Origin of the sequence: Stappia sediminis (assembly GCF_009826895.1) — a bacterium.
Classification (GTDB): domain Bacteria; phylum Pseudomonadota; class Alphaproteobacteria; order Rhizobiales; family Stappiaceae; genus Hongsoonwoonella; species Hongsoonwoonella sediminis.
The window spans coordinates 131924-156317 of sequence record NZ_WUMV01000001.1 but is presented as its reverse complement, the minus strand read 5'-3'; the positions used below and the strand labels follow the sequence as shown (position 1 = coordinate 156317).

General features: G+C 61.7%; 24 protein-coding genes. 12 read left to right on the top strand and 12 right to left on the bottom strand.

The window, feature by feature from the left end; translation table 11 throughout:
- The first annotated feature begins 192 nt into the window (after positions 1-192).
- Entirely contained in the window at positions 193-666 is a 474-nt protein-coding gene (gene greA, locus GR183_RS00770; RefSeq protein WP_160773682.1) for a transcription elongation factor GreA, read from the top strand.
- Between the two features lie 92 nt (positions 667-758).
- Here the strand turns inward: greA and GR183_RS00765 are convergent, their stop codons facing one another.
- The gene (locus GR183_RS00765; RefSeq protein ID WP_160773681.1) at positions 759-1232 is read right to left on the bottom strand and encodes an Lrp/AsnC family transcriptional regulator; all 474 of its coding nucleotides are present in this window, start codon (positions 1230-1232) and stop codon (positions 759-761) included.
- Positions 1233-1394: 162 nt separating this feature from the next.
- On the opposite strand from GR183_RS00765, the gene GR183_RS00760 reads away from it, so the two are divergent.
- Genes GR183_RS00760 through GR183_RS00750 form a run of 3 tightly spaced genes read left to right on the top strand, consistent with a single transcriptional unit; the run spans position 1395 to position 4338 of the window.
- The gene (locus tag GR183_RS00760; protein WP_160773680.1) at positions 1395-2420 is read left to right on the top strand and encodes a mitochondrial fission ELM1 family protein; all 1026 of its coding nucleotides are present in this window, start codon (positions 1395-1397) and stop codon (positions 2418-2420) included.
- Between the two features lie 13 nt (positions 2421-2433).
- A complete protein-coding gene (gene trxB, locus GR183_RS00755) occupies positions 2434-3399 on the top strand; it encodes a thioredoxin-disulfide reductase (protein WP_160773679.1) in 966 nt (321 codons plus the stop codon).
- 48 nt (positions 3400-3447) lie between these two features.
- Positions 3448-4338 carry a LysR family transcriptional regulator gene (locus tag GR183_RS00750; RefSeq protein WP_244313596.1) on the top strand — a complete coding sequence of 297 codons (891 nt, stop codon included), beginning with the start codon at positions 3448-3450 and terminating at the stop codon, positions 4336-4338.
- Between the two features lie 160 nt (positions 4339-4498).
- Here the strand turns inward: GR183_RS00750 and GR183_RS00745 are convergent, their stop codons facing one another.
- The 9 genes from GR183_RS00745 to kce form a co-directional block, all read right to left on the bottom strand.
- Positions 4499-4735, bottom strand: a complete 237-nt coding sequence (locus GR183_RS00745) for a hypothetical protein (RefSeq protein ID WP_160773677.1) — start codon at positions 4733-4735, stop codon at positions 4499-4501.
- Between the two features lie 225 nt (positions 4736-4960).
- Complete coding sequence (gene msrP, locus GR183_RS00740; RefSeq protein WP_160773676.1) at positions 4961-5926, bottom strand: protein-methionine-sulfoxide reductase catalytic subunit MsrP; 966 nt, start codon at positions 5924-5926, stop codon at positions 4961-4963.
- A 152-nt stretch (positions 5927-6078) separates the two neighbouring features.
- A complete protein-coding gene (locus tag GR183_RS00735) occupies positions 6079-7233 on the bottom strand; it encodes a PQQ-dependent sugar dehydrogenase (RefSeq protein ID WP_160773675.1) in 1155 nt (384 codons plus the stop codon).
- A gap of 107 nt (positions 7234-7340) precedes the next feature.
- Positions 7341-9410 (bottom strand): elongation factor G, encoded by a 2070-nt coding sequence (locus GR183_RS00730; protein ID WP_160773674.1) that lies wholly within the window; start codon positions 9408-9410, stop codon positions 7341-7343.
- 289 nt (positions 9411-9699) lie between these two features.
- Positions 9700-10170 carry a DUF992 domain-containing protein gene (locus GR183_RS00725; protein WP_160773673.1) on the bottom strand — a complete coding sequence of 157 codons (471 nt, stop codon included), beginning with the start codon at positions 10168-10170 and terminating at the stop codon, positions 9700-9702.
- A 285-nt stretch (positions 10171-10455) separates the two neighbouring features.
- Positions 10456-10890 carry an avidin/streptavidin family protein gene (locus GR183_RS00720; protein WP_160773672.1) on the bottom strand — a complete coding sequence of 145 codons (435 nt, stop codon included), beginning with the start codon at positions 10888-10890 and terminating at the stop codon, positions 10456-10458.
- Between the two features lie 269 nt (positions 10891-11159).
- The gene (locus GR183_RS00715) at positions 11160-12359 is read right to left on the bottom strand and encodes a pyridoxal phosphate-dependent aminotransferase (protein ID WP_160773671.1); all 1200 of its coding nucleotides are present in this window, start codon (positions 12357-12359) and stop codon (positions 11160-11162) included.
- 272 nt (positions 12360-12631) lie between these two features.
- Complete coding sequence (locus GR183_RS00710) at positions 12632-13012, bottom strand: tautomerase family protein (protein ID WP_160773670.1); 381 nt, start codon at positions 13010-13012, stop codon at positions 12632-12634.
- A gap of 168 nt (positions 13013-13180) precedes the next feature.
- Positions 13181-14107, bottom strand: coding sequence for a 3,5-dioxohexanoate:acetyl-CoA acetone transferase (gene kce / locus GR183_RS00705; protein ID WP_160773669.1), 927 nt, complete (start codon positions 14105-14107; stop codon positions 13181-13183).
- A gap of 163 nt (positions 14108-14270) precedes the next feature.
- Between kce and GR183_RS00700 the strand changes: the two genes are divergently transcribed.
- Positions 14271-15128, top strand: a complete 858-nt coding sequence (locus GR183_RS00700; protein WP_160773668.1) for a LysR family transcriptional regulator — start codon at positions 14271-14273, stop codon at positions 15126-15128.
- Between the two features lie 176 nt (positions 15129-15304).
- Here GR183_RS00700 and GR183_RS00695 read toward each other — a convergent pair whose 3' ends face one another.
- The gene (locus tag GR183_RS00695) at positions 15305-16423 is read right to left on the bottom strand and encodes a PAS domain-containing protein (RefSeq protein WP_160773667.1); all 1119 of its coding nucleotides are present in this window, start codon (positions 16421-16423) and stop codon (positions 15305-15307) included.
- 344 nt (positions 16424-16767) lie between these two features.
- Between GR183_RS00695 and GR183_RS00690 the strand changes: the two genes are divergently transcribed.
- The 5 genes from GR183_RS00690 (at position 16768) to GR183_RS00675 (ending at position 19778) form a co-directional block, all read left to right on the top strand.
- Positions 16768-17031, top strand: a complete 264-nt coding sequence (locus GR183_RS00690; RefSeq protein ID WP_208999713.1) for a hypothetical protein — start codon at positions 16768-16770, stop codon at positions 17029-17031.
- Positions 17032-17050: 19 nt separating this feature from the next.
- Complete coding sequence (locus tag GR183_RS00685) at positions 17051-17431, top strand: hypothetical protein (RefSeq protein WP_160773665.1); 381 nt, start codon at positions 17051-17053, stop codon at positions 17429-17431.
- A 215-nt stretch (positions 17432-17646) separates the two neighbouring features.
- Positions 17647-18057 carry a DUF3775 domain-containing protein gene (locus GR183_RS00680; RefSeq protein WP_160773664.1) on the top strand — a complete coding sequence of 137 codons (411 nt, stop codon included), beginning with the start codon at positions 17647-17649 and terminating at the stop codon, positions 18055-18057.
- A 243-nt stretch (positions 18058-18300) separates the two neighbouring features.
- The gene (locus tag GR183_RS22095; RefSeq protein ID WP_260513205.1) at positions 18301-18429 is read left to right on the top strand and encodes a hypothetical protein; all 129 of its coding nucleotides are present in this window, start codon (positions 18301-18303) and stop codon (positions 18427-18429) included.
- Between the two features lie 362 nt (positions 18430-18791).
- The gene (locus GR183_RS00675; RefSeq protein WP_160773663.1) at positions 18792-19778 is read left to right on the top strand and encodes a heparan-alpha-glucosaminide N-acetyltransferase; all 987 of its coding nucleotides are present in this window, start codon (positions 18792-18794) and stop codon (positions 19776-19778) included.
- Here GR183_RS00675 and GR183_RS00670 read toward each other — a convergent pair.
- A complete protein-coding gene (locus tag GR183_RS00670) occupies positions 19768-20703 on the bottom strand; it encodes a choline/ethanolamine kinase family protein (protein ID WP_160773662.1) in 936 nt (311 codons plus the stop codon). The genes GR183_RS00675 and GR183_RS00670 overlap by 11 nt on opposite strands.
- A gap of 133 nt (positions 20704-20836) precedes the next feature.
- Here GR183_RS00670 and GR183_RS00665 point away from each other — a divergent pair, with 133 nt between their 5' ends.
- Together GR183_RS00665 and uvrB are read left to right on the top strand one after the other, a co-directional pair.
- Positions 20837-21376 carry a hypothetical protein gene (locus GR183_RS00665; protein WP_160773661.1) on the top strand — a complete coding sequence of 180 codons (540 nt, stop codon included), beginning with the start codon at positions 20837-20839 and terminating at the stop codon, positions 21374-21376.
- A gap of 115 nt (positions 21377-21491) precedes the next feature.
- Positions 21492-24308: an excinuclease ABC subunit UvrB gene (gene uvrB / locus GR183_RS00660; RefSeq protein WP_160773660.1), complete on the top strand. Its 2817-nt coding sequence runs from the start codon at positions 21492-21494 to the stop codon at positions 24306-24308.
- Positions 24309-24394: the final 86 nt, after the last annotated feature.

The following is a 24394-nucleotide window of genomic DNA, read 5'->3' as shown; positions in this document are numbered from 1 at the left end:
CGCCGCATGATGCGGAAGGGTCGTCAGGCACCTTGGAAAACAGAAGCGTAGCCTTGTGCCGGCCGTTCGGCGAGCGAAGGCACGCTTCGGCCAATAAGCGTACGAGCCTCGGTTCGGGCGGAATTCCCGGACCGGGTTTTATCTTTGTTTGTGCATGCGCCTTGAACGCGCAAAATTTGAAGGTCAAAGACCATGGAAAAAGTCCCGATGACCGCCGCCGGCTACGCGATGCTGGAGCAGGAGCTGAAGGAGCGCACGTCGGTGGAACGACCGCGCATCATCCAGGCGATCTCGGAAGCGCGGGCTCATGGCGACCTTTCCGAAAACGCCGAGTACCACGCCGCCAAGGAGCAGCAGAGCCACAACGAAGGCCGCATCTCCGAACTGGAGGACAAGCTCGGGCGCGCCGAGATCATCGATGTCTCCAAACTGTCGGGAGATACGATCAAGTTCGGCGCGACCGTGACGCTCGTCGACGAGGACACCGACGAGGAAAAGAAATACATGATCGTCGGCGACGTCGAAGCGGACGTGAAAGCGGGCAAGGTATCGATTTCCTCGCCGATCGCGCGGGCGCTGATCGGCAAGACTATCGGCGATTCGGTGGAGGTGGCGGCGCCGGGCGGCGCACGCGCCTATGAAATCATCGCCGTCGCGTTCGGCTGATCCACAGAGTTCCAGAACCCGGACACAAGCGCGGGCGGCAATTGCCGCCCGCTTTCGTTGCAAGATGCGGCTGGATGCCGGAGGGCGCGGCCTCAGCCGAGATCGATGGGAACGACGGGTTCGTCCTTGGTCCGGCGGATCGTGAGGGCCGTACGCACACTGTCCACATTCGGGGTGGCGGTCAGGTCGCGGATGATGAAGGTCTGGAATGTCTGCAAGTCCTGCGTCACGCATTTCAGCAGGAAATCGACCTCGCCCGACAGCATGTAGCTCTCGCGCACGATCGGCCAGGCGCTCACCTGCTCTTCGAATGCCAGAAGGTCGGCCTCCGTCTGGCTATGCAGGCCGACCATGGCAAAGGCGGTAACGTCGTAGCCAAGTTTCTTCTCGTCCAGCAAAGTGCGATAGCCACGGATGAGACCGATTTCCTCCAGCGCACGCACGCGACGAAGGCAGGGCGGCGCGGAGATGCCGACACGGCGAGCAAGCTCGACGTTCGTCATGCGGCCGTCCTCCTGCAGTTCCTTCAGGATCTGCCAATCGATCGCATCGAGCCGGGCTTTCACTCTGGTCTCCCAATACAAAACACCATGCAGCCGGGCGGACATGCCGGCTTCCCGGCAGCGAATTACGCACGCCCGAATGGAATCGGCGCAACACAATGACTGGCGGATGTCATGGCATTATGATTTTTTGCGCAAACGTGCAATAGAATAACAATCCCGCGCATGAATCGGAAAGATAACAAAACAGAACAGCCGGATGCGGCAAGTGCCGGCATCGCCTCCGTCTGGGTGCTGAGCGACGGCAAGGCGGGGGACGAGGCGCAGTGCATCGGCGTTGCCGAAGAGCTTGGCGCGCCCTTCGAAGTGCGCCGCGTTTCGCCACGCAAACCCTACTCCTGGATCATGCCCCGGGGCCCGATCGACCCGCGCGAGGGAGCAGACCGACCGGGCAGCCCGCTCGCACCACCCTTTCCCGATATCGTCATCGCGTCCGGGCGACGTACCGTCGCCTATTTGCGCCACATAAGGAAGGCAAGCGGCGGGCGAACCTTCACCGTTTTCCTGAAAGATCCCAGGACCGGCACGCGAGCCGCCGATTTCATCTGGGTGGCGAAGCACGACGAACTGCGCGGTCCGAACGTGATGGTAACAGTCACGGGCCCGCACCGGATTTCAAAAACGAAGCTGGATAACGCGCGCAAGGCCCCGCTTGCCGATATTGCAGCCCTTCCCTCCCCCCGCGTTGCGGTGCTTGCGGGAGGCGACAGCCGCCACCACCGGTTTTCGCCTGACGACATCCAACGTTTCATCGCCGGGCTGAAGACATGGGCCGATAACGACGCATCGTTGATGATCACGTCTTCGCGGCGCACGTCGGAAGCGCTTGCCGAAGGTCTGCGCGCACTCGCGGCTGGCGGACATCACCTTTTCTTTGACGGCAAAGGCGAAAACCCGCTGATCCAGTATCTCGCGAATGCGGATGCGATCGTCGTAACGGCCGATTCCACCAACATGATCGGCGAAGCAGCGGCGACCGGGCGGCCCGTACATGTGTTTCATCCAGGTGGCGGTCATGCAAAAATCAACCGCTTTCTTTCTGAAATGTCCGCGATTGGCGTGGTTCACCCCTTTCCGGGCGCGCTGAAAACCACTACCTACGAGCCGGTCAATTCCACATCGCGGATTGCGCAGGCAATCATCTCCGCATTTGCCGCCCGGCGCGGCGAAGCGGACAGAACGGAACCTTAAGGAGACGAAGACCATGGCGAGCCAGCACCACAAGCTTCTCATTGTGGGGTCCGGGCCGGCCGGCGATACGGCTGCGATCTATGCGGCGCGCGCCTTGCTGGAACCTGCGCTCGTCACGGGGATTCAACCAGGCGGCCAGCTGACGATCACCACCGACGTTGAAAACTATCCAGGCTTTGCCGATCCGATCCAGGGCCCCTGGCTCATGGAAGAGATGCGCAAGCAGGCGGAAAACGTCGGCACGAACATCATCTACGACACGATCCTCGAGGCCGACCTTTCCAAACGGCCCTTCACGCTCAAGGGCGACAGCGGCACGGCATACACTTGCGACGCGCTTGTGATCGCGACAGGCGCCCAGGCGAGATGGCTTGGCATTCCCTCCGAGCAGGAATTCCAGGGCGCCGGCGTCTCGGCCTGCGCGACCTGCGACGGTTTCTTCTACCGCGGCAAGGAAGTCCTGGTGATCGGCGGCGGCAACACGGCCGTGGAAGAAGCGCTGTATCTTGCCAATCTCGCCTCCAAGGTCACGCTCGTTCACCGGCGCGACGAGTTGCGTGCCGAACGCATCCTGCAGGACCGGCTTTTCAAGAACCCGAAGATCGAGGTCGTCTGGGACAGCGTGGTCGAGGAAATCCTCGGCGGCGGCATGCCCAAGGCCGTGACCGGCGCGCGCTTGAAGAACGTCAAGACCGGCGAAACCTCGGAGCTTTCGGCGGAAGGCTTCTTCGTCGCGATCGGCCACGCACCCGCGGTCGAGCTTTTCAAGGACCAGGTGAAGCTGAAGGACAATGGCTACATCTGGACGGAAGCCGACAGCACCAGGACGTCCATTCCGGGCGTCTTCGCAGCGGGCGACGTGACCGACGACGTCTTCCGCCAGGCGGTGACGGCGGCGGGCATGGGCTGCATGGCGGCCCTTGAGGCGGAGCGCTTCCTTGCCGAACAATCCGTTGCGGAAGTGGAAGCGGCGGAATAGCCTGCCCTTCTGGCAAGCTCGCAGAGGGGGGCTACTCGCGTCATGCCTATGGATTGGGACAAGCTGCGCATCTTTCACGCGGCAGCGCAGGCGGGAAGCTTCACCCATGCGGGCGATGCGCTCAACATGAGCCAGTCCGCCGTGAGCCGGCAGGTGAGCGCGCTGGAGGCAGACCTTGGCGTGCCGCTGTTTCATCGCCATGCACGCGGACTGCTGCTGACCGAGCAGGGAGAACTGCTCTACCGCACGGCGCGCGAGGTGCTGCTCAAGCTCGAGGCGGTGCAGACGCGGCTGACGGACACCAAGGAGAAGCCGTCGGGCACGCTGCGGGTCACGACAACCGTCGGCCTCGGCTCGACGTGGTTGACTTCGCGCCTCAACGAGTTTGTCGATCTCTACCCCGAAGTCGAGCTTCGCCTGATCTTCGACGACGACGAACTTGATCTCGGAATGCGCGAGGCGGATGTTGCAATCCGCCTGCGCAAGCCCACCCAGCCGGACCTGATCCAGCGCAAGCTCTTTACCGTTCATTTCCATCTTTACGCAGCACCTTCCTATATCCAGCGCTTCGGAACGCCAAAGTCCATCGACGAATTGGACGATCACAGGATCGTCACCTACGGCGAGCAGGCGCCGATCTATCTTCGCGAAATGAACTGGCTGGAAACCGCTGGCCTGCCGGCGGGACAAAAGCGGACGTGCGTGCTTCGCATCAACAATGTGGTTGCCATCAAGCGCGCGGTTCAGCGCGGAGTGGGCATCGCGCTTCTTCCGGATTACCTGATCGAAGAGGATTCAGGCCTGATGCCGATCCTGCCCGGCGCGCATGTGCCAACCTTCGATACCTATTTCGTCTATCCTTCCGAGCTCAAGAACACGGCACGCATTGCCGCCTTCCGCGACTTCCTGCTGTCGAACGCGGAACGCTGGACATTCTGAGCCAATCGCCTCCTCAAAATTGGCGAGGGAATGGCCACGTCAGTGGCCTGTGGCATGTCGTGCATGCCAAGGTTTAGCGGCAATCCGCAGCATGCTGCATTTCTATGCACAGCCAATTATTGAGCGCTTTACTCACGTGAAGGCATGTCGGAAATGCATATCAGAGATGCACCACTGCCTCTTGTTTATCCAGCTTGTGCACTGCATATAAGCGTTGCTGTTGGTTTGCTTCGTCGCTACCTCCTCCCAGCGACGTCTTGATGCAGCCAGCTGTTCCCCTCTGGAAGGTGATTGCACCGTCATAGACGGTATGATCAAGACTGCCGGGCCCTCGCGGCCCGGCTCTTTTTTTGCCTGCTTTTCCGACATTTTCCGAGACGTCAGCACGGTCGTTCATGCTGTGAAAGCATGTCGGGCGCATGCAACATGATGCCCCCCCTGAAACGACCGGCTATGCCGCACTGCAAAATCGCGAACACAAATGCGCCCGAGAAATGGGCAGACCTTTCAAGCCTTCGGAAAATGGGCAAATGCCTGGCAGTACCCTGCCCCCAAGCCATGGGCCCATAAAAAAAGGCCGGCGCGCGATGCACCGGCCCAATTCGTTCAGCTGTCAATAAACTCACATGTAGAGCTGCTCGCCCTCGAGGCCCTTGTAGAGGTGGGCCACCTGCTCCGTGTAACCGTTGAACAGAAGCGTGGGCACCTTCTCGCCAGTGTGGAGCACCGTTTCGCGAGCCTGGCTCCAGCGCCTGTGCGGCACTTCCGGGTTCACATTCGCCCAGAAACCGTATTCCGAGCCCTGGATCTCTTCCCAAAAGCTCACCGGGCGCTCGTCGGTGAAGGTCATCTTCACAATCGACTTGATGGATTTGAAGCCGTATTTCCAGGGAAGCATAAGGCGAATGGGCGCGCCGTGCTGCTTGGGCAGCGACTTGCCATACACGCCTGTAACCATGAAGGCGAGCTCATTGGTCGCCTCTTCCATGGTCACACCCTCGACATAGGGCCAGGGATACCAGTTGGCACGCTGACCGCTGGCGAGGTCCGGATCGTTGAACGTCTCGAAACGGATGTATTTGGCACCGGCTTTCGGCGAGGCCAGCTTGACGAGATCGGCAAGCGGAAAGCCCGACCACGGCACCGTCATCGACCACGCTTCAACGCAACGGAAACGATAAAGACGCTCCTCCAGCGTAACCTTTTTCAGAAGGTCGTCGATGGCGATCGTCTGAGGGTTGTCGACCATTCCGTCGATAAGGATATCCCAAGGGCGGATCTGAAGCGCCTGCGCGGCGCGGGAGATCTGCTTGTGCGAGCCGAACTCATAGAAATTATTGAACTTCGACGCGACGTCTTCCGGCGTAAGCTCACGGTCGACCGTATAGGCTTCGTTGCGTTTCGCGGGGTAAAGATGCGCGCTCGGATCCGCTTCCGCGAACGCCGCCCGCGGCAGCCCCACGCCGCCGGCGACAAGTGCGCCCGCGCCGGCAAGGCCGGCAAGCACCGAACGGCGGTTCAAGAACACCTCTTCCGGTGTTGCCTGGGATTCCGGAATTTCCCAGCTTCTTTTGCGCAGGATGTGCATCATTCCCTCCAGCTTGACTCTTTTCCGGCCGTCTACCGCCCGTATGTCACGTTGCGGACAGACGCCAGCGAGCCTGCCCTTTGATAGATAGGTAACGCGCGTCACGGCGAGCCTCAAATCAAGCTCAGTTGAACAAAACGGGAGAAACAGCCTCAGGGCGCAGCACCAATGCGATAAAGAGCGCCATCGGACTCATCCGTCGAAAACCAGAGCGTACCGCCCGGCCCGTTCCTGATCGTACGGATCCGCCCGTAGTCGCCTTCGATAAGGTGCTCCTCGCCGACGACTTTTCCGCCCTCGATCTGGAGGCGGGCGATCAACTGGTCCTTGAGCGCACCGACGAACATGTCGCCCGTCCATTCAGGCACCGCTTCGCCGGCGTAAAACGCCATTCCGGACGGGGCGATCGACGGATCCCAATAGTGCACCGGCTGCTCGTAGCCATCTGCTTCGGTTCCGACCCCGATTTTCCCGCCCGAGTAATGCCTGCCGTAGGAAATCACGGGCCAGCCGTAGTTCAGGCCAGCCTGAGGGCGATTGATCTCGTCACCGCCGCGCGCGCCGTGCTCGACAGTCCATAATTCGCCTGTTTCCGGCTGAAGGGCCGCGCCCTGAATATTTCGGTGGCCCATCGACCAGAGCTCGGGCAATCCCTCTTTTCCGTCCGCAAACGGATTATCCGCCGGGATCGATCCATCGGCATTCACCCTCAGGACCGAGCCCGCATGGTCAAACGGATCCTGCGCCCGCTCGCTCTCGCCCCTGTCGCCGGTCGTGACATAGACAGTGCCATCACGCGCGGGCACGACGCGCGAACCGAAATGGCGCCCGGCTCCCGTCTTTTTGTCCATGCGCATGATGACGCGCACATTCTCAAGGCGCGGACCTGCGCCATCGCGAATGAACTCGGCACTTGCCGCCGCCGTTCCCGCACCGCCGGACCCAGGCTCCGAGAAAGTGAAATAGATGCGCCCCGAGGACCCAAAATCGGGTGCGACCACCAGGTCGAGCAGGCCGCCCTGCCCGGACGCCCTGACCTCCGGGACGCCCTTGACCGGAGCCGCTTGCTGGAGGTCCGGCGGGAAATACAGCATCCGGCCATCGCGCTCGTTCACGAGAACGGCCCCGTCCGGCAGAAAATCGAACCCCCAGGGGTGGTCGAGTGCCTGCGTCATGCGCGTGACGCTGAAGGTGGCCGATCCCGCGTTGTGGATGTCCTCGGCACCGACCGTATTGGCACAGGCGCCTGCAATGGTGCAGGCCGCAATGAGAAGGCTGTTGCGCAACCTTGCCTCCCGTTCGTCCATGACCTCATTCTTCAGCAATAGGTATGGCCGCGCGGTGCCAGGTCCAGAACAGGAAAAGCCGGCGGCGCTCCCGCCGCCGGCCGTCGATCCGAATTTTCCAAACCCGCTCAGGCAGCCTGGCTACGCCCGAAACGGCTGCAGATCTCTTCGGCCGTCTTGCCCGAAAGTTCGGCCATATGGTCGAAGCGCTTGGTGTAGCTGGCGACGCCCGCCGTTGCCGAGCGGAGCTCGACTATCAATTCGCCAATCTCCGCTTCCGGCATCATCGCCTTAACCTCGTCCCAGCCTGTCCAGCCGTCGCGCGCATCGAAACCGAGGATCTGACCGCGGCGCGACGACACGATGGCGTTGACCTTCGCCGTGGCATCGTTGGGGCAGAAGATCGACACCTGGTAGATCGGCTCCAGCAGCACGGGATTGCATTGCGGCAGACCTTCGCGCATGCCCAGGATGGCCGCCATCCGGAACGCCTGATCGGAGGAGTCCACCGAGTGATACGATCCATCGGTAAGCGTCACGCCGACATCGACCACGGGAAAGCCAAGCGGCCCGTGATGGAGCGCTTCCTTCACGCCTTCGCCGACGGCGGGGATATACTGCTTCGGCACGACGCCACCGGTAATGCGGTCATCGAAGGCAAATCCCGCGCCGCGCTCCAGCGGGCGGATTTCCAGAACGGCATCGCCGAACTGGCCGTGGCCGCCGGACTGCTTCTTGTGCCGCCCTCGCACCGTCGTGCTGCCACGGATCGTTTCGCGGTAGGGAACGATGGCCGGCTGCTTTTCCACCTCCAGCCCGTACTTGCCGGCAAGGCGCTCCAGCGCGACGCGAAGATGCATCTCGCCCTGCCCTTCGACGATCGTCTCGGCCGTATCCTGAGTGTGGCTTACGACGAGGCCCCTGTCCTCCTCCGCGATCTTGGCAAGTGCGGAGGACAGTTTCACCTCGTCGCGCCTCTCCTTCGGCGCAACCGCCAGAGCAAGCACCGGCGGCGGCGGATCGAGCGTGTAAAGCTGCTCGGCCGGGGCGGAACCGCCGAGCGTTTCGCCTGTCTGCACCTTGTCGAGCTTGCCCAGGCCGACGGTTTCCCCGACGCCTGCGCGGTCTCGCTTGGTCGCCTGCTGTCCCATCAGCTTGAAGAGGCCGGAAACTTTGGACTCCGATCCGTCGTGACGATGCAGTATATCACTATCGCCGACCGAGCCTGTCAGCACGCGCGCGACCGAAAGCTTGCCGGCATGCAGCGTGTTCAGCGTCTTGAGCACCTGGATCGTCGTATCCGCATTCGCGTCGAGGCCGATCCGCTGCCGCGTGATCTCGATGTCGGGCGCTTCGTGGCGTATCGCCTTCATCAAACGCTGGATGCCATTACCGTGTTCGGCGGAGCCGATGAAGACCGGACAGATGATGCCCTGGCGCAACTCGTCGACGAGATCGCCGAATACCCTCTCTTTGCCGGGAGCGATATCCTCAAGAAGCGCTTCCATGAGAACGTCGTCGTGGTCCGCAAGTTTCTCCAGCATTTCGAAGCGGGCTTCCACCTCGCGCACCTGCTCGTCGTCCGGCATATCGATGACGAGGCTTTCCGCGTGTTCGCGGTAGACGAAGGCGCGTTCCAGCGCGAGATCGATGAAGCCGATCGCTATTCCGTCTTTCCAGATCGGGATCTGACGCAATACCATCGGCACGCTCGAGGCCGGCTGAAGAAGCTCCAGGGCGTCGCGCACGCGCATCGTCGTCTTGTCGATCTTGTTCAGGAAAAGCACCCTGGGAATGCCGTGATCCTCAAGCTTCTTCAAGAGAACCTGAAGGGCGGGGACTTTTTTCTCGTCGGCCTCGGCCACGACGATCGCCATGTCGACGCCTGCCAGCACGCCATCCGCTTCGCTCAGGAACTCGACCGAACCGGGACAATCTAGAAACGTATAGGTATCCCCCAAATAGTCCGTCTCGGCCACATTGACCTCGACGCTCATGGAATGATCTCGCGCTTCCGGCGCGCCGTCGCCAACGGTATTCCCGTCGGAAATCGTTCCCTGTCTGTGTATGGCCCCCGTGCGGGCGAGGATGGCTTCGAGCAGCGTGGTCTTGCCACTGGCAAACGGCCCGATTATCGCAATGCACCGGGGCCCCTCTCGTCTGCCGCCGGTCTGTCCCCCTTTACGGTCTTCTCCCATGGTGTCGCCTCCGTTGGTTTGGCCAGACCGCGGACGCAGCCGGACCGCGGAGCGCGCGACCGGACCCAGGGCCGGGCGGAAGCGCTCCGGATCAAGCCCTCGGGCGGCCAAAGCCTTTCCCGGCCGTCCAGGGCCGGCGCGAAGAGCATCACGCCGCATTCGGCGTAGCGTAATCCGCGCCGCCGTCCGCCAGTGCGCGGGCGGTCGTTCATGGTCGCGCCGATCCACCCGCGAACGCAAGGAAAACCATTGCCGCAGCGCGAAAAGGCGTAAGAGAAACCGGTAGAATTTACTTCCCGGCTTTCAGCGAAAGAGAGGCGACGCCAGCCTGAATGTCGAGCCCCTGCGTGCCCGCCACGCTCAAAGGGTTGAGAGCTATCGACTTGTCGAAGCCGCCGATCAGCGCGTTCGCCTCAACCCCGTAGCCGACCGTCGCTCCGGCCGAGACACCGGCGTAATTGCCTTCAAGGGCTCCGGGATCGAGATCCGCGGAAGGGGCGAGAACCGCCCAGATGAACTCCGCTGCTTTGACTTCGCCGATGTCGATCCCGAACTTGTTGATCGTCCCGGTATAGGTTTCTTCCGCGCGATTGCCCGCAGGCTTGAAGGTGCACAAAAGGCCCTTCGTCGACCCGAAAATGAAGGACCCGCCACTGCTTACGTTGCACCTGAGGACGCCGGCCTCCACGCCCGGACCGCTTTGGGCAAGCACCGAAAACGATGCGCAGGAAAGGACGACCACCAACAGGAATCGCAGCATGGCTTATCTCCCGATTTCGGATAGACGCACCCCAACCCACTGACGTGATGGAAGAATGACAGCATGAAACCGCGTTTTCCAAGAAAAAACGCGGCCAGGTCGCATCATATCATTGCCGACGGATCATGGATCCAGACCCAAGGTCATGACCCCATGAACAAGGCCGGGATGGCGCAATAAACGCCAAGGAAACGCAAGGAGAAGCGCGCGGGGCGACTTCGACACCCTGTGAATGAGGCTGCGTTTCACACGGAGACGCAACCGGTTCTTACAAGACGAAAATTTTCACTGTGCCAGTTTCAAACCTTGCAACTCTCGCTTGGCAACAGAGGTAAACATATCGGCGCCGTCGTTGATCTGTGTCCCGTAAACAAGTTCCCACTGCGTGGTGATTGTCCCGTTCTGATAATACCCTGTCCATGAGGTGATGGACTGGCAATCTTCATGGGCATTGCTCCAGCGAACGGACCAGCCGATCAAATTTCCATACACGTAGCCCACGACCCGATATGGAGAGCCGATGCATCCATATCCCGCCGCGTTGTTTATATAGTTTCCCGTCAAAACGCCTGTGGTCGGGTCTATTGTCTCGATAGTCAGCTTGGACCCCCTCTGATTTTCCCACACCGAAAGCGCGGTTAGAGAGGCTCCATCCGCCATGGCTACGGAGCTGACGCAGAAGAACACCAAAGCCAAAACAAAACCGGAAAGACGCGACATTACACCCTCCAATATTCATGTTTATAAACAATGACTTAATTGCCACTATTTGATAATTACAAACAACAGTCGCATATTTTTATTTTACAATCAATGATCTTCATTCCCGGACAATATGTCATATCCGCCGGCGTCAATCGGAAGTGAAAATCCCGTTTCCAGGAATTCCTGAAGATCTTTTCGATTGGAGCGAACTTTAACGCGCTCTTCAAAAAACAAGGGCGGCACGAAGCCGCCCTCGGGAGTTATCCGTTCGCCGAACGGGTCGATTATTTCAGGTTGCCGCAGAACCGCTGGATGCGGGTGCAGGCTTCTTCGAGCGCTTCCGTCGACGTTGCGTAGGAAACGCGGAAGTTGGGCCCCAGCCCGAAAGCCGACCCCTGCACGACGGCCACGCCCTCGCTTTCCAGAAGTTCGGTGACGAAATCCTCGTCCGAGCCGATCACCTTGCCGGACGGCGCGGTCTTGCCAATCGTGCCTGCGCAGGACGGGAAGACGTAGAACGCGCCTTCGGGAACCGGGCACTCAAGGCCCTTCGCCTGGTTCAACATGGAGACCACGAGGTCGCGGCGTCCCTTGAAGATCTCGTTGTTCTTCGGGATGAAGTCCTGCGTTCCGTTCAGCGCCTCTACCGCGGCATATTGGGCGATCGAGCAGGGGTTCGACGTCGACTGGGACTGCACCTTGGCCATGGCCTTGATGAGGTCCGCAGGGCCGCCGGCATAGCCGATGCGCCAGCCTGTCATCGCATAGGCTTTCGAAACGCCGTTGACGGTGAGCGTACGATCGTAGAGCGCGGGCTCGACCTGCGCCGGGGTCGTGAATTCGAAGTCGTCGTAGACGAGATGCTCGTACATGTCGTCGGTCATGACCCAGACATGCGGGTGGCGGACGAGCACGTCGCAAAGCGCCTTGAGCTCGGCACGCGTGTAGGCCGCGCCGGACGGGTTCGACGGCGAATTGAAGATGATCCACTTGGACTTCGGCGTGATTGCCGCTTCAAGCGCTTCCGGCGTGATCTTGAAGGTTTCCGGATCGGCATTGACAATGACGGGCGTGCCGCCGGCAAGAAGCACCATGTCCGGATAGCTGACCCAGTAAGGTGTGGGGATGATCACCTCGTCGCCCGGGTTAACGGTTGCGACCAGCGCGTTATAGAGCACCTGCTTGCCGCCGGTGCCAACCGTGATCTGGTTCGTCTCATAAGTGAGGCCGTTCTCGCGCTTGAACTTGGCGGCGATTGCAGCCTTCAGCTCCGGAATGCCGTCGACGGCGGTATATTTCGTCTTGCCTTCATTGATCGCCGCGATCGCCGCCTGCTTGATGTTCTCCGGCGTGTCGAAATCCGGCTCGCCCGCGCCAAGGCCGATGACGTCGCGGCCGGCGGCTTTCAGCTCGCGCGCCTTGTTCGTGACCGCAATGGTCGCTGATGGTTTCACACGTGCAAGCGCGTCGGCGATAAAGCCCATTTTGCCCTCCTTGAGGCCAGTCCAATGAAGTGAGGCGGGCGGACCGTAGTCCCACTCGGATAGGCACGCAAGGGGTTAAGCCGCGAGAACCGGGAATTGGCGCTAGTTCCAGAATATTGGCAGCTCGAACTTGAAAAACACGAGCGCACATCATGCCTGCGGCGGGGCTACATGATGCGCTATGGAGCGGGTCGGCTGCAACACCCCGTATGAATGCCTCAACTGGAGCTCGCAGCCGCATTTCCCGTGCTGAAGACCAGCGCGGCCTCACCTCACGCGTATTGCGCAAGTCCCTGACCGAGGGACCAGTTCTCCTTCACGCCCTCGATGAGGTTGATGAAGACATCTTCCTTGCGGATGCCGGGGTTTTCGCCGAGCAGTTCCACGATCCGCTTGTAAAGCGCCTTCTTCTGCTCTGCCGTGCGTGAGTTCATCGCGCTGATCTGAACAAAGATCACGTCATCGCTGCGGGCGATATCGTAATAGGTCTTGCTGGCGCGAAAGTTAGAGGCGTCATGCTCTGTGATGGCCATGAACTGATCATCTTCGGGCACGCTGAACGTCTCGCGCATGGCCTGATAGAGGCCGTCGAAAATCGCCTGCTTGTAGGCTTCCGACTTTCCGGAGCGCATCGATATGTGCAAGAGCGGCATCTTGTGTCCTTTCGTTCTTTGGAGCAGGAACCTTAGATGCCGCCCTGTCATATTGATATCCAATGAATGGCGATATCAGAGATTATAATCGTAAATGAATTAGGCCGTCCAAGAGGCGGTGGAGCCTGATCCCGGATCCACCGCCGCTAAGGGGATGGCGCCTGAAGTTCAAAACGCCACTGCATCAGCGCCCTTCAATTCCAGCGTGGCTCGCGCATCCTCAGGTGTGGCGATGGAAAGGCCGAGCCCTTCGATGATCTGGCGCACCTTGCGAACCTGCTCCGCGCTGCTTGTCGCGAGCTTGCCCGGTCCGGCCCAAAGCGAATCCTCAAGCCCGACGCGCACATTGCCGCCCAGTGCGGCCGCCTGTGCGGCTATCGGCAGTTGATTGCGGCCCGCGCCAAGCACCGACCAGTGATAATCCTCGCCGAAGAGACGGTCTGCCGTTCGCTTCATCATCATCACGTCTTCCGGATGGCCGCCGATACCACCGAGGATCCCGAAGACGCTTTGCACGAAGAACGGCGGCTTGATGACCCCGCGGTCGGCGAAGTGCGCCAGCGTGTAAAGGTGGCCGATATCATAACATTCGACCTCGAACCTGGTGCCGTTTTCCGCGCATTTCGTCAGTATCATTTCGATATCGGCGAATGTGTTCTTGAAGACCCGGTCGCGAGAGCCTTCCAGATACTCACGTTCCCATTCGTATTTAAGATCCTTGAAGCGGCCGAGCATCGGATAAAGCCCGAAATTCATCGACCCCATGTTGAGCGAGGCGACTTCCGGCTTGAACCTCGATGCGGGCTCCAGCCGCTCCTCGATCGTCATCGTCGCGGCGCCGCCAGTAGTGATATTGACCACGCAATCCGACCGCTGCTTGATGACCCGCAGGAACGGCAGGAAAGCGTCGGGGTGCTGCAGCGGCCGGCCATCCTTCGGATCGCGGGCATGAAGATGCACGATCGCGGCTCCTGCTTCCGCCGCCTCAATCGCGGCTTCCGCGATCTCCGCCGCCGTGACGGGCAGATGCGGCGACATGGACGGGGTGTGAATGGAGCCGGTGACGGCGCAGGTGATAATAACTGGTTTGGGCATTGTCCCCCTCCCGCGTTTTCAAGGTGTTCAAGTGGATGTATGCCTCGCGCAACACGATACTATCGGTGGCGCGGGTCTTTCCGTTTTGTCGTCGCTTTACATTAGGATCGGCCCATTTATTTTGATATGCAATGGATGGGAATTTTAGACATTGGAAATGTAAATGACAGAACGCCCCCTTGACCTCGACGCGGTGCAGGCATTCGTACGTATCGCCGAGTTGGGCAGCTTCACACGCGCCGCCGAAACCGCGCGAACGACGCAGTCGGCGATCAGCCTTAAGCTCAAGCGGCTTGAAGAAAGGCTCGGATGCCGGCTTGTCGAGCGTACGCCCCGGCGCGTGCAGCTTTCGGCACAGGGCGCGGTGTTCCTCGATCACGCCCGCGAACTGCTGGAGGCGCAAGATCGTGCGTTCGCGGCTTTCGACGCAACCCGGCAAAGGCTTGCAATCGGCATAAGCGACCATGTCGCGGGGCCGGAACTGCCCGCATTGATCGCGCGAATGAACGCCCAGGATCCGCAACTGGTCATCGAAATCCGGCTAGGAACTTCGAGCGCCCTGCTTCAAAGCTACGACCAACGCGAACTCGACGTGGTGATGGTTCGCCAGCATGCGGGGCGAGATGACGGAGAAGTCCTGAAGGAAGAAAGTTTCGGCTGGTTCGCGGCACCCGACTGGCAGCAGCGCGCTGGCGAGCCTCTGCCGCTTGCCACGATGCCCGAGCCTTGCGGAGTGCGTAATATGGCCTGCGAGCTCCTGGACAAGGCCGGCGTGCCATGGACGGAAGTCTTCGTAGGCGGAGGCGTTACGGCGGTCTCCGCCGCCGTCATGGCCAGACTTGGCGTTGCCGCATTGGCCCGGCGCATGTTGCCGCTCGGGGCGGTGGACGTGGGACCCCGCCTTGGCCTTCCGCAGTTGCCGCGCTTGCCGATTCTTCTTCATTCGAGGGTCGGGGACGGCCGCCCGCGCGATGCCATCGCCGCGCTCGCTGCCGCTTTCCGCAGCGCAGTGCGGGATTAGCCCCCCCCGATCGCCTCTGTCCCCCGGGTCGGGCTACGCCCGCCCACGGACAGGCTCAGAGGCGCTCCCGTGAAGAACCTGTCCCACAGTGCATCCCTCAATTCGGATGAAGAGAGCGCACCATCAAACCACGGGATCGAACACCTAGAGCGCTTTCCACGAAAGCGGGATATGCTCTAGTGCTTGCTTTCGATGACGAGATAGATGCTCTCGTCCTGATGCATAAGCGTGGCCTTGAGCCGCTTGGCGCGCGTGACACCGTCGAAACCGCTGATGGTTGCCTGCACTGGCGACTGGCTGCCCTGCTGGGCATGATCGATCAGGGACTTGAACGTCTTCGGATGCAGCAGGGTCTCGGTGATCGGCGCCGATTCCATCATCTGCCGGGACATTGCGAAGGAGCGGCGCGCGGTTTCGTTTGCCGCAATCATCATGCGCGTCTTGACATCGACGACAAGGACGCTGGTTGAAAGAAGGTCCATGACGCGCTGGAAATCGACGCCGTCGGCAAGCTGGCGCTCGGCGGTGAAGACTGCCCCTCCCAGACCGGCGGAAACGCGGAAGGGCACCAGCGAAAAGCTCAGCGAAACCGCATCTCCGCTCGGCAGCAAGAACCGGCGTGCGGCATGCTCCGGCGCCCTGCGGGCAAGACCGGTCAGGATCAGCGGGGGCAACGTCTTGCCGAGGCGGTTCGGAATGTGGGCGATGTTTCGGCCGATGCAGAACTGCGGATCGGCGATCTGGAACATACGGAAGAAATGATCGTTGGCGTAGCGCACGTAACCAAAACTGTCGACCACCAGCACCGACTTGGAGCTGCCTTCCACCAGGTGGCGAATGAGCGGGGCGACGCCACGCACGGCCGCGCCGCCCGTTTCCGCAATACCGTCGCCATCGGCAGCGGCGATCACCAACGCGCCGCCGCCAGACGTTTCATAACGGCGGGCGGAAAGCGACAGGCCGTGACCTATGTCGTCGCCGCCGAGGTCGATCGGACCCGCCTTGCCCTTGTGCATGGCGCGCTGGATAAGAGATAGCACCTGCTTCTGGTCGCCTTGCGAAAGCCGGCGCAGGGCGCTGGAAAGAGGAGCTTCCTTCAGGCCCGCCTCGCCCGCGAAGTCGAGCCCTTCCGGCTCCATCCAGATGAGCTGTTTCGCAACGGCGTCCACCACGAAGAAAGTAAGCCCCGCAAGGCTGATCGCAGGCGTACCCTCAGCCTCCGCTTTCCCGGCTTCGGCGGGCTTCGCCTGCGTTTCTTTCGTTTCCGGTTCGGCTGCGCGTTCCAAAGCTTCCATGGGTCTACCGCTAACTCGAAGGCCACCAGGAAATTCGGTCTGGAAGGGTCCGGAAACGGTGGCGAGAGTTCCCTGTCGCCGGTTTTGCAAGACGCTTCCCAACCTTCTCCAGTTCGGGCGATTTTGTCTTCACAGTGCATGGAAGCGATGAAAAACCGGTAAAGAGCATCGGTTGCATTTTTCCTTCGTCACGCGCTTTCAGAGAAGTCTCCGTTGCGTGAGATCGCCACAAACTCTCCATGAAATGACACCGCCTCCGCCCGATTGCGGGCATCGAACCGTCCTTTTCGGGAGCGAGTGTGCGCCGCTTGGAAGCCAGTGCCGATCAGTGGGGAGTAGCGGTGATGGTTGAAAAACGCAGTCGAAGCACATTGCAGAGAGTTAGCGCCATATTGCGCTATTCCGCTTTCGCCCTCGCCGCCGCGCTACCGCCGGCCCTGTTGGCATCAAGCGCCCGCGCGGGGCCGCTGAGCCTTGGCGAAGACTGGGCCATCGGCGTTATCAGCATCGCCTTTTCGGCAATGTTGACCCTGAGCGCCGTGCTGGCCCGCCATCTGACGAAAAACCTGCGCACGGCGGCCCGCCGCAGCCAGGATCGCTTTCGCTGAAACAGCATCGCAAGACACCATGGAATCGCAGACACACCGAAACGAAATTCAGGCGGGCGCGGACGGCATGCGAACGGCCCGCCACCTTTCCATTGCAATCGCGCTTGGCCTTGGTCTTGCGCTCGCAATCGCAGTGTTCGGCAAACCACTGTCAGGCGCGGGCGGCGCCAGCGCGACCGGCAGCGCCCAGCCGGATGCGCAGGCACCGGCCGGCAAGGCCGTCTCGAACTCCGAGGAAGTGCCATCCGCTCCCTCGACAGCGCCCAGGGCCGAGGCGCAATCGGAGCCGGTCGAGAAATCCCAGCGCCGTCATCCGGTAATCCGCGACGCTGCGCGCAAGCAGGCTTCCGGCCCCGCCAGCGCCCAGCTCGACTATCAGCGCCTGAGTTTCCTCCAGTAGCACCCCTTCAAGGCTCTGAGCGGCCGCCGGTCCGATCGCCGAATAAAGGTTCTGGGGATAACGGCCCGGCCAACCCGGCGCTTGCGCTCGATCAAGGCTCCACGCCCTCTTTCGCTTATGCACGTTCCGGCGAAGCGTTGTCGCCGGAGCATACTGGCGATTGCGCAAATTTCATCGATACGAGATGATCGTTGTCTCGAATGAGGAGTGGGGCCATGGCGGTCGATCTGTCCATTTCACCGGAAACGGTGCGCATGTTGATCAACAAGGCGCGCGGCGCCTATTCCGGCGTGGACGAAAGCCTGGAGGACGGACACGACGGCGAGATCGAATTCGACAGCGATTCGCTGAGCGACACCCATGCCCATGACGGGCTTGCGGAAGAGGAAAGCGAAGATCTCTCCGAAGAAGAGCTGCGCGAGCTGATCGAGGATCTCAACGTCGACGAAGCGGCCGAACTCGTCGCCATCTGCTGGGTCGGACGCGGCGACTACGAAGCGGGCGATTTCGAACAGGCGATCGCGGACGCCCGCGAACGGGCGGTCGGGCCAACCGCGAAGTACCTTTTAGGGATGCCGCTGCTGGCCGACTATCTCGAAGCGGGGCTCGATACACTCGACCTGTGACAGTGGCGAATCACCGATCGAAAGTCTTAACGGTTCGTGCCGTTGCGGCACATCGTCGCGACGGCTTCTTTTGATCGCGAATTACGTGTCATTTGCGCAACAACCCACGGAAAAATCACGAAAAACCTGTTTCTGACGCTCAAAATGTCGGGATAAGGCGTGAGTGTGTCGTGAGCGATATTTACGAATTGGTAACCATATTTCCTAATCGTTCGGCTTCCTCAAGTCTTCCAGGAGACAGTCATGAGCCTTGCGGACCGGACCGAGCAGGACATGTTCACCGTCATCAAGCCTTCCCCCTGGCCGCTCGCCTTCAAGGCGACGTTTCTGGCTTCGATAGTCGTCTTCATCCTCTTCATCGGCTTTCCTTAACGCTCCGGACTTCACTACAACCTGAACCACCGCAATAAGGGTGGGATTCCGCCCTTCGAAATACGTCGGTCGCCGGAACAGGCTTGCCATTCAGGTCGCTCACGCTGCGACCTCCAGCCGCTCGACACCAGCCGGCGATGCTGCAATTCTTCCCGCCTCCGGACCGACGCCATACGCTGTTACCTGTGCAGTCCCATTGGTTGGGCGGCTTTTCCTCCCCGGCATGGCGGGCTGTGGTTTAATCTTCCTGTCGATCATCCCCGTCCAGATCGTGCCGCTTTTAGGCTGGAGTGTCCTGAAAAAGCGAACCACCCCCTTGAACATGCCTTGGCGCGCGCCCCGCGACCGGCAATCATGAGCCTATGGACCAGACCACCGACACCAACGCCCGCAGTTCCGCCATCTTGCCGAAAAAGCGGATAGACGCGGTCGATATCGCACGCGGGCTCGCCCTGCTCGCCATGGCGGTGTACCACCTGTCCTGGGACCTGTTCTGGTTCCGCCTTGTCGACTGGGATGTGGCGCGGGGCGCCGGATGGCGGACATTTGCCGTCACGATCGCCGCAAGCTTCATCTTCCTTGTTGGCGTTAGCCTCGTGCTGGCGCACCCCAAGTCCTTCCGCTGGAAGGCGATTTTCATCCGTTTCGCCAGGATCGCGCTTGCGGCGGCCGCCGTCACGGCCGGGACATGGTACGCGCTCGGCGATCAGTTCGTCCGCTTCGGCATCCTGCATTGCATCGCGCTTTCCAGCCTGCTTGCACTGCCATTCTTAAGGCTGCCGATCTCGGCCTCCGTACTTGCCGCTGCCTTCGTTTTCTCCATGCCGTTCTGGGCCCGGTCGGACCTTTTCAACCACCCAGCCCTGATCTGGACGGGACTTGCCACCGCCCCGCCTCCGGCCGTCGACTTCGTTCCGATGGTTCCGTGGTTCGGGTTCGTGCTGGCTGGTATAATACTCGCCAGGATCGGAGCATCGTTCGGACTGTTCGGCTTTCTCTCACGCCGGCAGGCGAATAATGCTGTGTGGCGAGGCTTCGCCTTTGCCGGGCGGCATTCGCTCGCCGTCTATCTGCTACATCAACCCATACTCTACGGCCTCGTCTGGACCGCGATCACGCTAGGGCTGACCACTTCACCGGCGGAAATCGAATTCACCGACAATTGCCGGATGTCCTGCTCGATTTCGCATGGCGGTGAGGAGTGCAGGCAGATTTGCCGCTGCACCCTCAATACGATGAAGGACGAAGGCACATGGGCCGGGCTGATTGCGAACCCGCAGGACGACACGCTGACGACAGAGATGCGAGACGCCTATGCCATGTGCGAGGCGCAGGAAATCACCCGTTGAGGTCCGTCAATGCCTGCTTTGCGCGATCGAACCGCCTGGCCGCGTAAACCCCAAAATCCGTAGCGGCATTTCCGGCACGGGCTTGCTCAAGAGCCCAAAGGCCGGAGAGGCAGTCGCAGACGGGCTTCATCCGCGCTACCCTTTTCCCGATCCCCGCGCCGCCGCCATAGCCTTCGAGCAGGCGAAGCAGTGATTTTTCGAAGAGTTCCGCCTCCAGCGCGAAATAGGCGAGATCCCAGGCGGGATCGGCCATGGCGGAATATTCCCAGTCGATGAGGAAAATTCCGGAAGCGCCGGAAAAGGTGCCAAATGGGGTGTTTTCAATTCCCTCATGGCTATCTGGCCGGCTTTCGAGGATGTTGTCGGGAACCGGATCGCAGTGGCAGGGCGCCAAATCCTCCCCTAGCGTCACATCGCCATCCCGGAGCGCCATCGCATCCGCCGTCAGATCGTGCCAGGCGGACCCGATATCGGGAAGGCGTCCCACCGCATCCGAGATCAGGGCGAAGGGATCGAGCAACCCCTGGAACGCCGCACCGGAGCGGTGCAGCCGGGCGAAGGACGCGCCGACCTGCTCCAGACTATCACGGTCGAGCGCAGCGGGGACAAGCGCCCGCGCATGTGGAACCAGCTTCGTGATCATGACGCCGCCGGCGGGATCGGCGTAAAGAATTTCCGCCCCGATGCCGATCCTCTCGGCTTCCATTGCGTTATGCAGCTCACGCCGCCGGTCGATCAGCGTCGCCGTCTCCGGCCTTGGCAGACGCACGACGACGCCCTCGCCCCCGGAAAAATCCACACGGAACACCCGATTGGTCAGCCCGGACAGCGGCGCGATGGCATCCGCCCCGAGACGCCCGGCCAGCCCGGCGGCGGCGAGCGCGCGGGAAATCTCATCAAGCGGAAGTGCGCCGATTGGTTTCATGTCTTTTCTTTTCCGCCAAAATTACCGCGTCGCAAAGAAATCGCATTCGCGCTTCACACTATCGTCAATTGCAGAGGTGGCTTCACGCCCGCAAGCGTGTCTGAGTCCCATGCGTTTCACGGATATGCCGGCCATGCAACATCTTCGCCTTCCCGCCCTGGCCCTTGCCGCGAGCCTGACCGCAACCGCTGCCTTCGCCAGCGCCGCCTTCGCAAGTGATTGGGAAACGGTCAGCGACACCGCCTTCACGCGAGTTATGGAGACGAACTCGACGATGGTGGCGCTGGCGGTGCAATGCGCCGACGAGATGAAGCTGGAAATCTACGCCGCCAACGACGGGCCGATCTTCCACGCCGACACGGGCGAGACCAGCGAATTCCAGTACCAGCCCGGCAAGGTGGTAGCCTTGGTCGACGGCGAGGCCTTTCCGCTGGCCGCCGCCGGAGCGGAGGCGACGACGGTGCTGTTTTCCGAAGGCAGCGAGGCGCAGAACTACCTTGCGCCGATCTCCCCGCCGCTGGCCGCCGCGCTGCGCAGCGGAGGCACGCTGGAACTGCGGTTCGACCTTTTGCCGGACTCAGCACCTGACGGAAGCCCGCATGAGACCTTCGGGCGCTTTTCGCTGGACGGCGCGGCGGAGGCGATGGACTCCACCGGCCCCTATTGCCGCTAGAAAACGAACACAGCCGCCCCTGCCGCCACCGTTGTGTCAGCAGCCACGGTGAATTGCGGGACGAAGCGCGAACGCGGGGTTTTCTTCCCCGCCGGATTTGACCATATTTGCCGCCATGGCCAAGCGACCCTCCCCCGCGAAGAAACACGAGAGTGACGACACCCTGCCGCAGACGGGCGAAACCCGCGCGCGCGACGGATTGGGCGAAGCGCCGCAGGGCGCGCTGACCGGCGCGCCGCTGTCCGGCTCCATCTCCGACTGGGCGAAGGAGATTTCCGACGCCGCGGACGCCCCTGCCCAGCCGGCGAAGAAAGCGAAGGCAAAGACCGCAGCGAAGCCGAAGGCCAAAACCCCGGCGAAAACGGCGCGCGGCACCTCCATGGGCGACAGCTCCAACCCGCGCGAGCGCGCGGCGGGCGGGCTGAACCCTATCGCGGGGCTCGACGTCTCGCTGGAGGAGGCCGAAGAGCTGCTGGCCAAACACACCAGGGCCAACAAGAAGAAAAAGAAGGAGCGGCCCGAACTTTCCGACGGCACCACCGGCCACACGGAGACCGTGAAGGCGCTTTCGGACCTGATCGAGCACGGCAACCCGCTGCACCGCGACGGCACGCCGTGGACGCCGCACCGCCCGCCCCGCCCCGAGAAATCCGAAGGCGGGGTGCAGCTGGTGCTGTCCTCCGAATACGAGCCGAAGGGCGACCAGCCGACGGCCATCGCCGACCTTGTGGCAGGGCTGAAGGATGAGGACAAGACGCAGGTGCTGCTGGGCGTCACCGGCTCCGGCAAGACCTACACGATGGCGCAGGTGATCGAGCGAACGCAGCGCCCCGCCCTGATCCTGGCGCCGAACAAGACGCTGGCCGCCCAGCTCTACGGCGAGTTCAAGAGCTTCTTCCCCGACAACGCGGTGGAATATTTCGTTTCCTACTACGACTACTACCAGCCGGAAGCCTATGTCCCGCGCACGGACACCTACATCGAGAAGGAATCTTCCGTAAACGAGCAGATCGACCGCATGCGCCACTCCGCCACGCGCGCGCTGCTGGAGCGCGACGACGTGGTGATCGTGGCCTCCGTCTCCTGCATCTACGGTATCGGCTCGGTGGAAACCTATACCGCCATGACCTTCCAGCTGGAGGTGGGCGAGCGCATCGACCAGCGCCAGTTGCTCGCCGACCTGGTGGCGCTGCAGTACAAGCGCAACGACGCCGCCTTCCAGCGCGGAAGTTTCCGCGTGCGCGGCGACACGGTGGAAATCTTCCCCGCCCACTATGAGGACCGGGCCTGGCGGGTCTCCCTCTTCGGCGACGAGGTGGAGTCGATCACCGAGTTCGACCCGCTGACGGGCCAGAAGTCCGGCGAGATGAAGTCGGTCAAGATCTACGCCAATTCGCACTATGTGACGCCGAAGCCGACGCTGAACCAGGCGACCAAATCCATCAAGGCGGAACTCAAGCAGCGGCTGGAGGAACTGAACGCCCATGGCCGCCTGCTGGAGGCGCAGCGTCTGGAACAGCGCACGATCTTCGACCTGGAAATGCTGGAAGCGACAGGCTCCTGCGCGGGCATCGAGAACTATTCGCGCTATCTCACGGGCCGCGCGCCGGGCGAGCCGCCACCCACGCTGTTCGAATACCTGCCGGACAACGCCATCGTCTTCGTGGACGAAAGCCACGTCACCATTCCGCAGATCGGCGGCATGTACCGGGGCGACTTCCGCCGCAAGGCGACGCTGGCCGAATACGGCTTCCGCCTGCCGTCCTGCATGGACAACCGTCCGCTTCGGTTCGAGGAATGGGACGCCATGCGCCCGCAGACCGTGGCCGTTTCCGCCACGCCCGGCGGCTGGGAGATGGAAGAGGCCGGCGGCGTCTTCGCCGAGCAGGTGATCCGCCCGACCGGCCTTGTCGACCCGGAGATCGACGTGCGGCCCGCCTCCTCCCAGGTGGACGATCTTCTGGGCGAGGTGCGCGAGGTGGCGCAGAAAGGCTACCGCACGCTGGTGACGACGCTGACCAAGCGCATGGCCGAGGACCTGACGGAATATCTGCACGAAAACGGCGTGCGCGTGCGCTACATGCACTCCGACATCGACACGCTGGAGCGTATCGAGATCATCCGCGACCTGCGCCTCGGCGCGTTCGACGTGCTGGTGGGCATCAACCTGCTGCGCGAGGGGCTGGACATTCCCGAGTGCGGGCTTGTCGCCATTCTGGATGCCGACAAGGAGGGCTTCCTGCGCTCCGAAACCTCGCTGATCCAGACCATCGGCCGCGCGGCGCGAAACGTCGACGGACGCGTGATCCTCTATGCCGATCACCGCACCGGCTCCATGGAACGCGCGATCGCCGAGACGAACCGCCGCCGCGAGAAGCAGGTGGCCTATAACGAGGAACACGGCATCACGCCGGAAAGCGTGCGCCGCTCCATCGGCGATATTCTGCAAAGCGTCTACGAGCAGGACCACGTCACGGTCGACAAGGGCATGGCGGAAGCCGCCGAGGGCATGATCGGCCACAACCTTCAGGCGCATATCGAGGACCTGGAGAAGAAGATGCGCGAGGCGGCGGCCGACCTCGATTTCGAAACGGCGGCTCGCCTGCGCGACGAGGTCAAGCGACTGCGCGAGACGGAACTGGCGATCTCCGACGACCCGCTGGCCCGGCAATCGCAGATCGAGGACAAGACCGGCGGCTACAGGGGCGAGCGCAAGTTCGGAGCCGGCGGCACGCTGGAAGGCGCTTCAGGCAAGCGCAAGGCGAAGGGCGGCTCGGCGGCCCCGAGCAGCAAGGTGCGGAAAAATACGCTGGATGAGATGACCGTCGGGCGGACCGAAGTGCCCCTGCCCCGCGCACGGCCCGGTGTGGGGTCGGATGAGGAGAAGGGGTATAAAGGCAGGCCGAAGAAGACGGGGAGAGCGGGGAGGTAGATTTTTAAATTTAGATAATTACACGCCACATGAAAAGTAATCTAAAGTTGATCGATTTCGATTCGATTAATTGAGGTGAATTTTGG

Bases quoted from the DNA above. Each gene is read 5' to 3' on its own strand.
- greA (WP_160773682.1), top strand. From the start codon at position 193: ATGGAAAAAGTCCCGATGACCGCCGCCGGCTACGCGATGCTGGAGCAG.
- GR183_RS00760 (WP_160773680.1), top strand. From the start codon at position 1,395: ATGAATCGGAAAGATAACAAAACAGAACAGCCGGATGCGGCAAGTGCC.
- trxB (WP_160773679.1), top strand. From the start codon at position 2,434: ATGGCGAGCCAGCACCACAAGCTTCTCATTGTGGGGTCCGGGCCGGCC.
- GR183_RS00750 (WP_244313596.1), top strand. From the start codon at position 3,448: ATGGATTGGGACAAGCTGCGCATCTTTCACGCGGCAGCGCAGGCGGGA.
- GR183_RS00745 (WP_160773677.1), bottom strand. From the start codon at position 4,735: ATGAACGACCGTGCTGACGTCTCGGAAAATGTCGGAAAAGCAGGCAAA.
- msrP (WP_160773676.1), bottom strand. From the start codon at position 5,926: ATGCACATCCTGCGCAAAAGAAGCTGGGAAATTCCGGAATCCCAGGCA.
- GR183_RS00735 (WP_160773675.1), bottom strand. From the start codon at position 7,233: ATGGACGAACGGGAGGCAAGGTTGCGCAACAGCCTTCTCATTGCGGCC.
- GR183_RS00730 (WP_160773674.1), bottom strand. From the start codon at position 9,410: ATGGGAGAAGACCGTAAAGGGGGACAGACCGGCGGCAGACGAGAGGGG.
- GR183_RS00725 (WP_160773673.1), bottom strand. From the start codon at position 10,170: ATGCTGCGATTCCTGTTGGTGGTCGTCCTTTCCTGCGCATCGTTTTCG.
- GR183_RS00720 (WP_160773672.1), bottom strand. From the start codon at position 10,890: ATGTCGCGTCTTTCCGGTTTTGTTTTGGCTTTGGTGTTCTTCTGCGTC.
- GR183_RS00715 (WP_160773671.1), bottom strand. From the start codon at position 12,359: ATGGGCTTTATCGCCGACGCGCTTGCACGTGTGAAACCATCAGCGACC.
- GR183_RS00710 (WP_160773670.1), bottom strand. From the start codon at position 13,012: ATGCCGCTCTTGCACATATCGATGCGCTCCGGAAAGTCGGAAGCCTAC.
- kce (WP_160773669.1), bottom strand. From the start codon at position 14,107: ATGCCCAAACCAGTTATTATCACCTGCGCCGTCACCGGCTCCATTCAC.
- GR183_RS00700 (WP_160773668.1), top strand. From the start codon at position 14,271: ATGACAGAACGCCCCCTTGACCTCGACGCGGTGCAGGCATTCGTACGT.
- GR183_RS00695 (WP_160773667.1), bottom strand. From the start codon at position 16,423: ATGGAAGCTTTGGAACGCGCAGCCGAACCGGAAACGAAAGAAACGCAG.
- GR183_RS00690 (WP_208999713.1), top strand. From the start codon at position 16,768: ATGGTTGAAAAACGCAGTCGAAGCACATTGCAGAGAGTTAGCGCCATA.
- GR183_RS00685 (WP_160773665.1), top strand. From the start codon at position 17,051: ATGGAATCGCAGACACACCGAAACGAAATTCAGGCGGGCGCGGACGGC.
- GR183_RS00680 (WP_160773664.1), top strand. From the start codon at position 17,647: ATGGCGGTCGATCTGTCCATTTCACCGGAAACGGTGCGCATGTTGATC.
- GR183_RS22095 (WP_260513205.1), top strand. From the start codon at position 18,301: ATGAGCCTTGCGGACCGGACCGAGCAGGACATGTTCACCGTCATCAAG.
- GR183_RS00675 (WP_160773663.1), top strand. From the start codon at position 18,792: ATGGACCAGACCACCGACACCAACGCCCGCAGTTCCGCCATCTTGCCG.
- GR183_RS00670 (WP_160773662.1), bottom strand. From the start codon at position 20,703: ATGAAACCAATCGGCGCACTTCCGCTTGATGAGATTTCCCGCGCGCTC.
- GR183_RS00665 (WP_160773661.1), top strand. From the start codon at position 20,837: ATGCAACATCTTCGCCTTCCCGCCCTGGCCCTTGCCGCGAGCCTGACC.
- uvrB (WP_160773660.1), top strand. From the start codon at position 21,492: ATGGCCAAGCGACCCTCCCCCGCGAAGAAACACGAGAGTGACGACACC.